The sequence below is a fragment of the Rathayibacter rubneri genome (genome assembly GCF_023743255.1).
GTDB lineage: Bacteria > Actinomycetota > Actinomycetes > Actinomycetales > Microbacteriaceae > Rathayibacter > Rathayibacter rubneri.
In genome coordinates this window covers 1-12,695 of sequence record NZ_JAMRYM010000095.1, presented here as the reverse complement: position 1 = coordinate 12,695, position 12,695 = coordinate 1, and the positions used below count along the sequence as shown (strand labels likewise).

Below are 12,695 nucleotides of genomic sequence, written 5' to 3'. Positions count from 1 at the left end.
CGCGCCGCTCTGCGCTCCGCGGTCCCCCCGGCGCGCCCGCCGGCCCTCCGTCGTCCCTGTCCCTCCCCGAGGAGCACCTGAATGCATCCCTTCTCCCCACCGTCTCGCTCGCCGCTCTCGCGCCGCGGCCTCCTGCGCCTCGGAGCCGCCGCCGGCGGATCGGCCGCCCTCGCGTCCCTCCTCGCCGCCTGCTCGACCCAGGGCCCGCAGGCCGCCGTGGAGTCCGGCGCGGTCGACCTCTCGTTCTGGACGCACGACGACGGCTACGTCTCGTTCTTCACCGAGGCGCTCCCGCTCGCCGCGCAGCGCAGCGCGTTCGACTACTCGCTCGACGTCACCAAGATCGGCGCGACCGACATCGTGACCAAGCTGATCGCGCAGGCCGTGGCCGGCACCGGCACTCCGGACGTCGTCGGCCTCGAGGTCGCGAACTTCGCCCGCACGCTGCGCGGCTCCATCGCTCCCGAGCTGCTCGTCGACCTGACGGAGGCGACCGCGCCGTACCGCGACGACCTGATCGCCGCGCGGGTCGACGCGTTCAGCAAGGACGGCAGCCTCTACGCGCTCGACTCCGACACCCCGCTGGCCGTCTACTACTACCGCGCCGACGAGTTCGAGCGCCTGGGGGTGCCGGTCGACGTCGAGACCTGGGAGGAGTTCGCCCGGGTCGGCGGGGAGATCAGCGCCCGCGAGGGTGTCTCGTTCGGCGCGCTGTCGGTCGGCAGCGATCTGCCGCAGGTCGTGCAGGGCTACCAGCTGCTGCTGATGCAGCGCGGCGGTCAGCTCTTCGACCGCGACGGCCGGCTCGACCTCGAGACCCCCGAGGCGGAGGAGGCGCTGCGATTCGCGGTCGACGGCCTCGCCTCCGGGTTCCTCACGACCGTCGCCGACTACTACGGCCCGAGCATGCAGAGCGGGCTCAAGGACGGCACGATCCTCGGCGTCGACATGCCCACCTGGTACTCGAGCTACGGCATCAAGCCCAACGTGCCCGAGCAGGCGGGGCTCTGGCGCGTGAAGGCGCTGCCGCGCTTCGAGAACGGAGGCGGCCGCACGGCCGTCGGCGGCGGCACCGGCTTCGCGGCGGTCACCGGCAAGGCGAACAGCGACGCGGCGGTCGAGCTGATCCTCGCGGCCTACCTCGACCCGGCGCAGCAGGTGAAGCGCTACCGCGATCTGGGCTACCTCCCGACCCTCCGCTCGGTCTTCGACGACCCGGAGCTCGCCGTGATCACCGACGAGTACTTCGGCGGCCAGGCGCTGTTCGACGTCTACGGCGAGATCATCGACGAGGTCCCGTCGCTCTACCAGAGCCAGGACCAGCAGATCCTCACGACCGTGCTGTCGGGCTACCTCCTCCAGGCCTACAAGGGCACCCTCTCCCCGGCGCAGGCGCTCCGCGCGACGGCCGAGGACTTCCGCGGCCAGGCCCGCAGCTAAGGATCGATGATGTCGACTCTCACCACGGCCGGGGCGCCCGCCTCCGCCCAGGACGGCCGCGGCGGCTCGCCGCTCGAGGCGCGCGGCTCGAAGCGCAAGCGCCTGAACACGACGGGCGGGAACGCTCCGTACCTCTTCATCGCGCCGTTCTACGTGCTCTACGCACTGTTCATGATCGTGCCGGTCGGCGCGGCGATCTGGCTCAGCCTCACCGAGTGGGTGGGCCTGGGATCGCCGGAATTCATCGGGCTGGGCAACTACGCCGACCTGCTCGGCGACACGAGCTTCGGCGTCGCTCTCGTGAACACGCTGATCTACACGCTCATCGCCGTGTTCGTGATCGTGCCGTGCTCGCTGATGATCGCGCAGGGCCTGAACGCCCGCGGGCTCAAGGCGCGCGACCTGTTCCGGCTCACCTTCTTCATCCCGATGGTGCTCTCGCCGATCGTGATCGCGCTGATCTACAGCCTGATCTTCGACCGCAGCTACGGACTGCTGAACTCGCTGCTGCGGGCCCTCTTCGGCCTGGGCGACATCGACTGGCTCGGCGACCCGGCGCTCGCGAAGGTCGCGATCGGCTTCGTGCTGCTCTGGCGCACGGTCGGCTACCTCACGATCTTCTTCCTCGCCGCTCTGCAGGCGGTGCCGAAGGAGCTGTACGAGGCCGCCGAGCTCGACGGCGCCGGAGTGCTCGCCAAGTTCCGTACCGTCACCCTGCCCGCGATCCGACCGGTGACGGCGTTCGTCGTCGTCACCTCGTTCATCAGCGCGGCCCAGCTCTTCGACGAGCCGTACCTGCTCACCCGCGGCGGACCCGGAGAGGCGACGCTCTCGGTCTCGATGTTCATCTACCGCGCCGCGTTCGAGCGCCAGCAGTTCGGCTACGCCGCCGCGGCCGGAGTCGTGCTCTTCGTGCTCGTCTTCGCCGTCAGCCAGATCCTCAACCGCGCCCTCGCCATCGGGAGAACCTCATGACCGCCACCACGGGAATCGTCACCGCCCGCTCCGGACGCACCCCCGGTCCTCGGCAGCGGAAGGCGTCCGGCGGCGAGCGCGCCCGCCGCGGGCTGCTCTACGTCACCCTCTCGGCACTGCTGCTGGTGTTCGTCCTGCCCCTGGTCTGGGCGCTCAGCGGCTCGTTCAAGAACCGCGGCGACATCTTCTCGACGCCGCCCTCGCTCCTCCCGAACCCCGCGACCACCGAGAACTACACGAATCTGCTCACCACCCAGCCGTTCTGGAACTGGTTCGGGATGAGCATCGGCACCTCGCTGATCGCGACCGCCGTCTCGGTGTTCGTCTGCGCGATGGCCGGCTACGGCTTCGCGAAGTTCGCCTTCCGCGGCAAGCGGGTGCTGTTCACGATCATGTTCTCGTCGCTGTCGGTGCCGTTCGTCGTGATCCTGGTGCCGCTGTTCATCCTGGTCGTGAAGGCAGGACTCTCGAACCCGTGGTTCGCGCTGATCGTGCCCTGGGTGGCTCCCGCGTTCGGGATCTTCATGATGCAGCAGTTCATCGTGCAGTCGATCCCGGACGAGATCATCGAGGCGGCCCGCATCGACGGCAACTCGGAGTTCGGCATCTTCTGGCGGGTGGTGCTGCCGCTGCTGCGCCCCTCGCTCGGCGCACTGGGGGTCTGGGGGTTCCTGCAGAGCTACAACAGCTTCCTCTGGCCGCTCGTGCTGCTCTCGGACTCGTCGCAGTACACGATCCCGCTGGGGCTCAACATCCTCTTCGCCTCCGAGAACCGCTCGTACGATCTCGTCCTCGCCGGCGCGGTGCTGGCCTCGGTACCGACCATCCTGGTCTTCTTCCTCCTGCGCAGGCAGCTGCTCGACGGTCTGACCGCGGGCGCCGTCAAGGGCTGACGCCCACCACCTCACCACCACTGAAAGGCGACCATGCAGCACCTCACCGATCGCATCCTGTTCGGCGCGGCCTACTACCACGAGTACCAGCCCACCTCGCGGCTGGGCAGTCGCGACCTGGCCGAGGACCTCCGGCTGATGAAGGCCGCCGGGTTCACCGTGATCCGCGTCGGCGAGTCGGTCTGGTCGACCTGGGAGCCCGAGAACGGCGTCTTCGACCTCGACTGGCTGCAGCCGGTGCTCGACGGGGCGCACGAGCACGGCATCTCGGTCGTCCTGGGCACGCCCACCTACGCGGTTCCGATGTGGCTCGCGCGACTGTACCCCGAGATCAACGCGCACCGCGCGACCGGGCAGCCGATCGGCTGGGGCGCGCGCCAGGAGATCGACTACACGCACCCCGCGTTCCTCTTCCACGCGGAGCGCGTGATCCGCCGCATCGTCGAGCGCTACGCCGCGCACCCCGCGGTCATCGGCTTCCAGGTCGACAACGAGCCGGGCAACGAGATCTTCCACAACCGCCAGGTCTTCGAGCGCTTCGTCGACAATCTGCGCGCCACCTACGGCACGGTCGAGGCGCTCAACGACGAGTGGGGGCTGACCTACTGGTCGCACCGCCTGTCGACCTGGTCCGACCTGTGGACGCCGGATGCGAACGCGCAGCCGCAGTACGACCTCGCGTGGCGCCGCTTCCAGGCCTCGCTGACCACGGACTTCATCGGCTGGCAGGCCGACCTGGTGCGCGGCATCACCGAGCGGATCGGCCGCGACGACCAGTTCGTCACCACCTGCATCTCGTACGAGCGGACGACCGTGCAGGACGAGGAGCTGGTGCGCCGGCTCGACGTGACCGCGGGCAACCCGTACTACCGGATGCAGGACGGGCTCGAGCTGCCCGACGCGCGTCCGTTCGACCAGCACTGGACCACCTCCGGCACCTGGGCGCTCTACGCGACCGCCGACCGGATGTACGGCTCGAAGCAGGCGCCGTTCCTCGTCACCGAGACCGACGCGCAGGCGATCGGCATGTCGTGGTCGAACGAGCCGGCCTACGACGGCCAGTGGCGCCAGGCGGCCTGGGCGCTGGTCTCGCGCGGCGCGACGATGATCGAGTACTGGCACTGGCACACGCTCCACCACGGCGCGGAGACCTACTGGGGCGGAGTGCTGCCGCACTCGCAGGAGCCCGGCCGCGCCTACGAGCAGATCGCCGCGCTGGGCGCCGACTTCGCCGCGGCGGGCGACCGGGTGACCGAGCTGGCGCCCGACTCCGACGTCGCGATCCTGTTCTCGAACGAGAGCAAGTGGGCGCTCGAGGAGCACCCCGCCTTCAGCGACTCCGCCCTCGGTGCCGACGCGGCCAGGGGCATGCCGGTGCCGGACCGCCGCAGCTTCCAGACCGCCCGCGACGCCTTCGCGCGCGGAGCGTTCGACGCGGGGCTGCAGGCCTCGACCGTGCACCCCTCGCAGCTGACCGCCGTGCCCGCCGCGGAGTACGCGGCCGCGCATCCGGTGCTCGTCGCGGCGGCGTTCACGATCGCCGACGACGTGCAGCTGCAGTGGCTCGAGGCCTACGCGGCGGCGGGCGGCCACCTCGTCGTGGGCGTCCGCACCGGCTACGAGGACGAGGAGGGCCGGGCCCGCCTGCAGCGCAAGCCCGCGTTCCTCGACGCGGCCGCCGGCGTGCACTACGACGAGTTCGCGAACCTCGCGGTGCCCCTGCCGGTGGAGGCGGAGTCCGGCTTCCCGCTGCCCGACGGCGCCCGCGCGACGGTGTGGGCCGACGGGGTGCAGGTCGACGACGCGACGGTGCTCGTGCGCTACCGGCACCCGCACTACGGGCGCTTCGCGGCGGTCACGACCCGCTCGCACGGAGCCGGACGGGTGACCTACGTGGGCACGGTGCCCGACCTCGCCCTGGCGAAGGCGCTGATGGAGTGGGCGGTGTCGGAGTCGTCCGCGGCGGCGACCCCGTGGCGTGCGGCCTCGCCGACGCAGACCGTGACGAGCGCGACCAACCGGCACGGCGAGCGCGTGCGCTTCGTGCACAACTGGTCGTGGGAGCCGTCGACGTTCGCGCTGCCCTCCGCGGTCGAGGACGTGCTCTCGGGCGAGGCGTCGGCGGCCGGCGACGTGCTCGAGCTCGGCCCCTGGGACGTGCGGGTGCTGGTCTCGCGCGACTGACGGCTCCGGCGAGGACGGACCGCCGGCCTCCCCGCTGGTCGAGTAGCCCCGCAGGGGCGTATCGAGACCCACCGGCTCCCCGCTGGCCCCACAGGGGCGTATCGAGACCCACCGGCTCCCCGCTGGTCGAGTAGCCCCACAGGGGCGTATCGAGACCCACCGGCTCCCCGCTGGTCGAGTAGCAGGGGCGTATCGAGACCCACCGGCCTGGGCGGATCCATTCGGTGATCAGACGTCCGGCGCTGGTGGATCTCGATACGCCCGCGAGCGGGCAACTCGATCAGCAGAGAACGCGCGCGGATCTCGATCCGCCCGCGAGCGGGCTACTCGATCAGCAGAGAACGCGGGCCGATCTCGATCCGCCCGCAAGTGGGCTACTCGATCAGCAGAGGAGGCGGGGGATCTCGATACGCCCGCGAGCGGGCTACCCGATCAGCAGGGGAGCGCGTCGATCTCCGCTCGGGCGCGTCAGAGCAGGCGCCGGGCCGACGCCCACGCCGTCAGCTCGTACCGCGATGAGAGCTGGAGCTTGCGCAGCACCGCGGAGACGTGGGACTCGACGGTCTTGACCGAGATGAAGAGCTCGGCGGCCGCCTCCTTGTAGGCGTAGCCGCGGGCGATCAGGCGCATCACCTCGCGCTCGCGGGCCGACAGCCGATCGAGCTCGTCGACCGACTCGGCCTGCTCGCCCGCGAGAGCGCCGAACGCGTCGAGGACGAACCCGGCGAGACGAGGCGAGAACACGGCGTCGCCGCCCGCGACGGCCTCGACCGCGCGGCTCACCTCGGCGCCGGAGCTCGTCTTGGTGATGTAGCCGCGGGCTCCCGCGCGGATCACGCCGACCACGTCCTCGGCCGCGTCCGAGACGCTGAGCGCGAGGAACCGCACCGACTCGAGGAGCGCGGCGCTGCGCCGCAGCACCTCGGCCCCGCCTCCGCCCGCACCGCCCGGCAGGTGCACGTCGAGCAGCACCACCTCGGGCCGCGTCTCGGCGACGAGGCGCACGGCGGAGTCGACATCGGCCGCCTCGCCCACGACCTCGAGGCCTGGCGCCAGATCGGCGCGCAGCCCCGACCGGAAGATGGAGTGGTCGTCGACCAGCACGACGCGCGTCACGACGCGGCTCCCAGCCGCAGGTGCACCTCGGTGCCCGAGCCGCCGACCCCGGGACGCACGACGGCGCTGCCGCCGGCGCGGGTCATCCGGCCGATGATCGACTCGCGGATGCCGAGGCGGTCGCCCGGAAGAGCGCCCAGGTCGACTCCGGGGCCCCGGTCGCGCACGAAGACGTCGACGCCGTCGACGGCCGACTCGAGGTAGACCGAGATCTCGCCGCCGGCGTGGCGCGCCGCGTTGAGCACGGCCTCGCGGGTCGCGGCGAGCAGCGGAGCGGCGCCCGGCACCGAGACCCCGACGGCCACGACCTCGATGGTGGCGGGGTAGTCGAGCTCGACGGCGGCCGCGATGGCGCGGACCTCGGCCGCGAGGTCGTTGGCGACCGGCACGTCGCGCTCGAACAGCCAGTCGCGCAGCTCGCGCTCCTGGGCGCGGGCGATGCGGGCGACTTCGCTCGAGGCTCCGGCGCGGTTCTGGATGAGGGCGAGGGTCTGGAGCACGGAGTCGTGCAGGTGCGCGGCGATCTCGGCGCGCTGCTCCTCGCGCACCCGGGCGGCCCGCTCGCCCATCAGCTCGGTCCAGAGGCGGACGACGCCCGGTGCGGCGAGGACGCCCGCGACGGCGATCAGGAGGCCCACCGCGAGCACCGCGTTGACGGCGCTCGGCCGGGCGACGAGCACCGCGACTCCGGCGACGAGCAGGGCGGCGCAGGAGGCGAGGCGCACGTGCAGCGAGGCGCGAGCAGTCGCGGACGGATCGTCGCGCCCGGGACCGAGCGCCCACGCGACCGCCGCTCCGGCGAGCGCCGCGACCGCGGCCAGCGCGCGCGTCACCGCGACGTCGTCGCGCGCCTCGAGCGCGAGGAGCACGGCTCCGGCGGCCACGACGGCGGCGACCGACAGCAGCCCGGCGACGGGGACGACGCGGCGGACGGCCCGATCGGTCTCGCCCTCGGACGGGGCGAGCGGCACGAGGGCCCACAGCCACAGGTAGAGGAGCACGCCGCCGCCACCCAGCAGAGCGGCGACGACCGTGAAGAACCGGGTGGAGTAGAGGGTCCAGCCGAGGTGCTCGGCGAGCGCCGCGCAGACCCCGCCGAGGACGACCCTCCTGGGGCGTCGCAACGGCGGTCTGACCGCGGTGCTCGAGATGCTCACACGTGCATCCAAACAGGTCGTCGGGGTCGCCGGGGAGGAAACGAGGGTCGAGTCAGGGGTTCCCCCGATGGTCGCCGCCTGGGGAGGAGCGGGACACTCTCACCATGACAGCAGCGAGCACTCCCCCGCCGATCGGCGGAGCGGACGGACCGGGCGGCGACGACTCCGCCCGCACCACGACGGCTCCCGGCACCGAGGAGCAGGAGCCTTCCGGAACGGCGCCCGACCCCGCCGCGGCCGGCGACGGCACCGAGCCCTGCACCGACAACCGCTTCCTCCTCTGGCTGCGCGGCCTCGGCCTCACCCGCCGCCCCGGCTGGATCGGCGGCGTCTGCGCCGGCATCTCGGAGCGCCTCGGGATCGACCCCCTGATCGTCCGCGGGATCTTCGCCGTCGTGGCGGTCCTCGGTGGCCCCGCGCTCCTCTTCTACGCCGCCGCCTGGCTCCTGCTCCCCGACGAGGACGACGTGCTGCCGATCGAGCGGCTGCTCCGCGGCCGGATCGACCGCGTCCACGCCGGCATCGGAGCGATGGTCCTCGCGTCGATGCTCCCCGTCGCGCAGGGTTTCTGGTCGCTCGGCGGCGCCTACACCGGCGCCTCACCCTGGTCGCCCGCCGCCGGCCGCACGATCTGGACACTCGTGGTGATCGGGCTCGTCGTCGCCCTCGTCGTCTGGGTGGCGCGCAACTCCGGCCGCTCCGCTCGCGGCGCCGCCCGGGAGGAGGCGCCCGCGACCACCGACGACCGTCCCGGCTCCGTCCCCCTCTTCCCGCCGCCTCGTCCCACGGACGTCCGCCCCGAGGCGCCCGAGGACGTCGCCGCCTGGCGCGCCCGGCAGGACGCCTGGAAGACCGAGCGCGAGGCGTTCCGCGCCCAGCAGTCGGCGTCGGCACGCGAGACGGCCCGTCAGCGCGCGGAGGCGGCGCGCGCTCGGTCCCGCGCGGTCGCCGCGGTGCGCGACGAGCGCCGCCGGGTGCGCCGGGCGCAGAACCCGCGCCTGCGGGCGAGCGTCACCCTCGTCGTGCTGGGCGCCGCGGCGGTGATCGGGGCGATCGTCTCGCTCACCGCCACCGGCACCACCGCGGTCGCGACCGGCTTCGCTGCGGCCGCGCTCGTGCTCGCCGCGGCGATCGTCCTGGCGGGACTCGTGCGCAGGAGGGCGGCCCTCCTGGTCACCGCGTCGGCGCTCGCGCTCGCGACGGCGCTGATCGCGGCGATGCTGCCTCCGGATCGCGAGATCCTGCCCCTGAGCGGGACGTACGGCCTCTCGAACCAGCGCTCCGGCGACTACGCGATGCTCTCCGGTCTCCTCGACGTGACCGTCGTCCCCGGTGCGGGCGAGGACGGTGCGGTCATCGACGTCTGGCAGGGCGCCGGCGAGGTCTCGGTCTGGCCGCTGGCCGGGACGACCGTCCGGGTCGAGGCCGTCTCCGCGAGCGGGCAGCTCCGGATCGTCTCGGCGGACGGCCGGAACGCGACGGCGCCCGAGGACGTCGCGATCGTCGACGGCCGCTCCCGGTGGACGCAGACCTTCGGCGATCCGACGGCCGAGCCGGTCGTCGTGCGGATCGAGCAGGGCGCCGGGACGATCACCGTGCACGACCAGACCACCGTCGCCGAGCCCACCGGCGAGAGCAGTGCCGACGAGAGCACCACCGACGGCAGCACCACGGGCACCGGCGACGCCGGCACCCCGCAGACCACGACGGAGGACCCGCGATGAGCAGCACCGAGACCACCCCCCTTCCCGGCGCACTGACGCCGAAGCGCCCGCGGATCCGCCTCGGCGCGATCGTCTGGGGCCTGTTCGCCGCCGCGGTCGCGGTCGGGCTCCTGATCGTCTCGGGCGACGAGCGGCTGCGATCCGAGCTGGTCGACGCCGCCCTGACCCTCTCGCCCGGAGCGATCACCGCCGTCGTCGTCGCCGCTCTCGGCGGACTCGCGCTGCTGATCGGCCTCGAGCGGGTGCTCGACCGGCGGTAGCCCGCAACCCCCTGGTCGGCGGCGGGCGCCGGGCGCAGACTCGACGACGGTCCCCGACGCCCGCCCCTCCCGGGCGCGGCGCGGGACGACCGGAGACGAGACCGATGCCCGACCGCCGCCCGCCCCGCGCCCGCAGGAGCGATCCCCGATGATGCTGGGGATCGCGGGGATCGTGGCCGTGGCGGTCCTGGTCTCGGTCGCCGTGTTCGCGCGGCGGCTGGGCGTCGCCGCTCCGATCGTCCTCGTGCTCGCCGGAGTCGCCCTGTCGTACCTCCCCGGCGTGCCGGAGGTCGTGGTCCCGCACGAGTGGGTGCTCGACGGAGTGCTGCCGCCCCTGCTCTACGCCGCCGCGATCAGCGTCCCGTTCATCGACTTCCGCCGGAACCTGACCACCATCACCGGCCTCTCGGTCGTGCTGGTCGTCATCTCGGCCGCCGGCGTCGGCGCTCTGCTGTTCGTCCTCCTGCCCGAGCTGGGCCTCCCCCTCGCGATCGCCGTGGGCGCCGTCATCAGCCCGCCCGACGCCGTCGCCGCCACCTCGGTCGGCCGGCGCCTGGGCCTCCCGCCGCGACTGCTCACCCTGCTCGAGGGCGAGGGCCTCATCAACGACGCGACCGCGCTGGTGCTGCTGCGCTCGGCCCTCGCCGCGGCCGCCGGCACGCTCGCCACGCCGTGGGCCGCGATCGGCGACTTCCTCTACGCGGTCGCCGTGGCGGTCGTGGTCGGCCTCGTGGCGAGCATCCTCACCGTCTTCGTGCGCTCGCGCCTCGAGGACCCGGTGCTGAACACCGTCGTCTCCTTCACCGTGCCGTTCGTGGCGTTCATCCCGGCCGAGGGCCTGGGCGCCTCGGGCGTGCTGGCCGTGGTCGTCGCGGGCCTGCACACGGGCCACGCCTCCTCCCGCTCCTTCACCGCCCAGTCGCGGGTCAACGACCGCGTCAACTGGCGCACGGTGCAGTTCCTCCTCGAGAACGGGGTGTTCCTCCTGATCGGGCTCGAGATCCGCAGTCTGATCCAGGATGCGGACGACGCCGCGCTCACGGTCCCCGCCGCGGTCGGCATCGGGCTCCTCGCCACCGTCGGGCTCATCGTCGTCCGCTTCCTCTGGGTCGGGCCGGTGCTGGTCGGCGAGCGCTGGCAGACCCGTCGAGCGGAGCGTCGGGCCCGTGAGCAGAAGGAGGTGCTCGACTCGTCGGCCGAGCTCCCCCGCGAGGAGCGGACGAAGGCGCGCCGCCGCTACCAGCTGCGCCGCGCCGACTACCGCCACTTCAGCACCAGCGGCCTCGGCTGGCGCGGCGGGCTGGTGCTGGGCTGGTCGGGGATGCGCGGAGTGGTGACCCTCGCGGCCGCGCAGTCCCTGCCCGAGGACATCCCGTACCGCAACCAGCTCGTGCTCATCGCCTTCACGGTCGCGGTCGCGACGCTCCTGATCCAGGGCAGCACCCTGCCGCTGCTCATCCGGGCGACGGGGATCCGCGGCGTCGACGAGCCGGAGGATCAGCGCTACCTGGCGGGGCTGCTCGACGAGATCACCGAGAAGGGGCTCTCGATCCTCGAGCACCCGGCCGACGTCGTGGAGGGCGCGACGGACGTCGATCCGGACGTCCTCGAGCGGGTGCGGCAGACCTCGTTCCTCCGCTCGGAGGCCGCCTGGGAGCGGGCGCGCGGCGCGGAGCGCGACGTCGTCGACACTCCGCACCGCCTCTACCGGGCGCTGCGGCTGGCCGTCGTCACCGCCGAGCGGGAGGCCCTGCTCGACGCGCGCTCGCGCCGCGCCTATCCGCAGCGGATCCTGACCCAGGCGCAGTCGCTGCTCGACCTCGAGGAGACGCGGCTGCGACTGCGCAGGGGAACGACGTCCTAGGGTCCGTCGACCACGATCTCGCGCTCCCCCACTCGGTCTGCGACGGCGATCGCGCGGTCACCGGACCCTAGCGACCGCGCCACCAGCGGCGGCGCGGCCGCTCGGGCTCGGGCGCCGGAGTCGCGCGGGCGGCGCGCCGCTCGGCCCAGCGGGCGAGCTCGACGTCGATGTCGCGCACCGGCGTCACGACCGGGGGCCCGCCGAGCAGCTGCCGACGCGCCTCGACGATCCGCCTGTTGAACTCCTCGAGGTGCGCCCGCACCTCCGACTCGCGGTGCAGGCGGTCGAGGCGCTCGTCGAGCTGCCGGTCCTCGGCGCGGAGGAGGAACGCGGCCGGTCCGATGCCGGTGAGGTTCTCGCGCTCGATCTTGCGGCGGATCCACCAGTCGGGGTCGTGGCCGCCGTCCAGCCCCTCCAGCGGCTTGCCCGCACCGGGCAGGTCGTCGAAGTCCCCTCGGCGGATGGCCTGCTGGATCGTCGTCTCGATGAAGGCGGCGCGCTCGGCCGGATCCTCCGGGATCGTCGCCTCGCTCTCCTCGGAGGTGTCGGGCGACGACTCGCCCTCCGCCCGCTTCGAGAGGTAGCGGGCGGCATGGTTCCTGGCCTCGGACATCGGTCACCTCCGTCCCTCCAGGCTAGATCGGGCTCGCGCGGCGGGTCGATCCCCCTCGGCAGCGCTCAGCCACCACTCGGGATCCGTCCCGGGCGGGTTCGGGAGGAAGTCCCACTCGGATCACTCCCGGACGGGGGACCGACAAGGGGGTCCGTCGGGGAGGCACCCGGATCTACTCTCGGCGCATGCACCTCCGCAGCGTCGCGATCGCCCACTCCGCAGCCCCGCGCTCCTCCGCCGTCCGCGCCCGCCAGCGCGCCGTGGCGGAAGTCCTGGCGCACCTCGTGGTGGCCCTGGTCATGGGATCGCTGCTGCTGCTCGCGGTGTCGGCGAGCCTCGCCGGCCTGCTGCCCGCCCCCGCGCCGGTGCCCGCGTTCGAGGCGTGGTCGCTGATGCGCACCTCGTCGACCCTGCAGATCGGAGTCGCGGTGCTCGCCACCGGCCTCGCCGCCCTCGCGCGGGCCGGCGG

Annotated in this window: 11 protein-coding genes; 8 read left to right on the top strand and 3 right to left on the bottom strand. The window is 73.1% G+C overall.

The features are described 5' to 3' along the window. The first annotated feature begins 81 nt into the window (after positions 1-81). The 4 genes from NB037_RS16125 to NB037_RS16110 are packed head-to-tail and all read left to right on the top strand — an operon-like array spanning position 82 to position 5,492. A complete protein-coding gene (locus NB037_RS16125; protein ID WP_251947551.1) occupies positions 82-1,440 on the top strand; it encodes an ABC transporter substrate-binding protein in 1,359 nt (452 codons plus the stop codon). Positions 1,441-1,449: 9 nt separating this feature from the next. Then, on the top strand, positions 1,450-2,415 hold the full coding sequence (locus NB037_RS16120; RefSeq protein ID WP_251947549.1) for a carbohydrate ABC transporter permease: 966 nt from the start codon (positions 1,450-1,452) through the stop codon (positions 2,413-2,415). After that, the gene (locus NB037_RS16115; protein WP_251947547.1) at positions 2,412-3,308 is read left to right on the top strand and encodes a carbohydrate ABC transporter permease; all 897 of its coding nucleotides are present in this window, start codon (positions 2,412-2,414) and stop codon (positions 3,306-3,308) included. The genes NB037_RS16120 and NB037_RS16115 overlap by 4 nt, the downstream gene beginning before the upstream one ends. Positions 3,309-3,341: 33 nt before the next feature. After that, a complete protein-coding gene (locus tag NB037_RS16110) occupies positions 3,342-5,492 on the top strand; it encodes a beta-galactosidase (protein WP_251947545.1) in 2,151 nt (716 codons plus the stop codon). 468 nt (positions 5,493-5,960) lie between these two features. On the opposite strand, the gene NB037_RS16105 is transcribed toward NB037_RS16110, so the two are convergent. Continuing rightward, positions 5,961-6,608 (bottom strand): LuxR C-terminal-related transcriptional regulator, encoded by a 648-nt coding sequence (locus tag NB037_RS16105; protein ID WP_251947542.1) that lies wholly within the window; start codon positions 6,606-6,608, stop codon positions 5,961-5,963. Continuing rightward, positions 6,605-7,765: a PspC domain-containing protein gene (locus NB037_RS16100; protein ID WP_251947538.1), complete on the bottom strand. Its 1,161-nt coding sequence runs from the start codon at positions 7,763-7,765 to the stop codon at positions 6,605-6,607. Before NB037_RS16100 ends, NB037_RS16105 begins: the two co-directional genes overlap by 4 nt. Before the next feature lie 104 nt (positions 7,766-7,869). On the opposite strand from NB037_RS16100, the gene NB037_RS16095 reads away from it, so the two are divergent. The 3 genes from NB037_RS16095 (at position 7,870) to NB037_RS16085 (ending at position 11,613) form a co-directional block, all read left to right on the top strand. Continuing rightward, on the top strand, positions 7,870-9,489 hold the full coding sequence (locus tag NB037_RS16095) for a PspC domain-containing protein (RefSeq protein WP_251947535.1): 1,620 nt from the start codon (positions 7,870-7,872) through the stop codon (positions 9,487-9,489). Then, complete coding sequence (locus tag NB037_RS16090) at positions 9,486-9,749, top strand: hypothetical protein (RefSeq protein ID WP_251947532.1); 264 nt, start codon at positions 9,486-9,488, stop codon at positions 9,747-9,749. Before NB037_RS16095 ends, NB037_RS16090 begins: the two co-directional genes overlap by 4 nt. Positions 9,750-9,897: 148 nt before the next feature. Beyond that, positions 9,898-11,613 (top strand): cation:proton antiporter, encoded by a 1,716-nt coding sequence (locus NB037_RS16085; RefSeq protein ID WP_251947529.1) that lies wholly within the window; start codon positions 9,898-9,900, stop codon positions 11,611-11,613. A gap of 67 nt (positions 11,614-11,680) precedes the next feature. Here the strand turns inward: NB037_RS16085 and NB037_RS16080 are convergent, their stop codons facing one another. Further along, on the bottom strand, positions 11,681-12,226 hold the full coding sequence (locus NB037_RS16080) for a DnaJ family domain-containing protein (RefSeq protein ID WP_251947526.1): 546 nt from the start codon (positions 12,224-12,226) through the stop codon (positions 11,681-11,683). Positions 12,227-12,411: 185 nt separating this feature from the next. On the opposite strand from NB037_RS16080, the gene NB037_RS16075 reads away from it, so the two are divergent. Then, positions 12,412-12,695, top strand: a 284-nt coding sequence (locus NB037_RS16075; protein ID WP_251947523.1) for a hypothetical protein, incomplete at its 3' end; no start/stop codon positions are given.

Excerpts from the sequence above, each read along its gene's own strand:
- NB037_RS16125 (WP_251947551.1), top strand. The coding sequence starts at position 82 with ATGCATCCCTTCTCCCCACCGTCTCGCTCGCCGCTCTCGCGCCGCGGC.
- NB037_RS16120 (WP_251947549.1), top strand. The coding sequence starts at position 1,450 with ATGTCGACTCTCACCACGGCCGGGGCGCCCGCCTCCGCCCAGGACGGC.
- NB037_RS16115 (WP_251947547.1), top strand. The coding sequence starts at position 2,412 with ATGACCGCCACCACGGGAATCGTCACCGCCCGCTCCGGACGCACCCCC.
- NB037_RS16110 (WP_251947545.1), top strand. The coding sequence starts at position 3,342 with ATGCAGCACCTCACCGATCGCATCCTGTTCGGCGCGGCCTACTACCAC.
- NB037_RS16095 (WP_251947535.1), top strand. The coding sequence starts at position 7,870 with ATGACAGCAGCGAGCACTCCCCCGCCGATCGGCGGAGCGGACGGACCG.
- NB037_RS16090 (WP_251947532.1), top strand. The coding sequence starts at position 9,486 with ATGAGCAGCACCGAGACCACCCCCCTTCCCGGCGCACTGACGCCGAAG.
- NB037_RS16085 (WP_251947529.1), top strand. The coding sequence starts at position 9,898 with ATGATGCTGGGGATCGCGGGGATCGTGGCCGTGGCGGTCCTGGTCTCG.
- NB037_RS16080 (WP_251947526.1), bottom strand. The coding sequence starts at position 12,226 with ATGTCCGAGGCCAGGAACCATGCCGCCCGCTACCTCTCGAAGCGGGCG.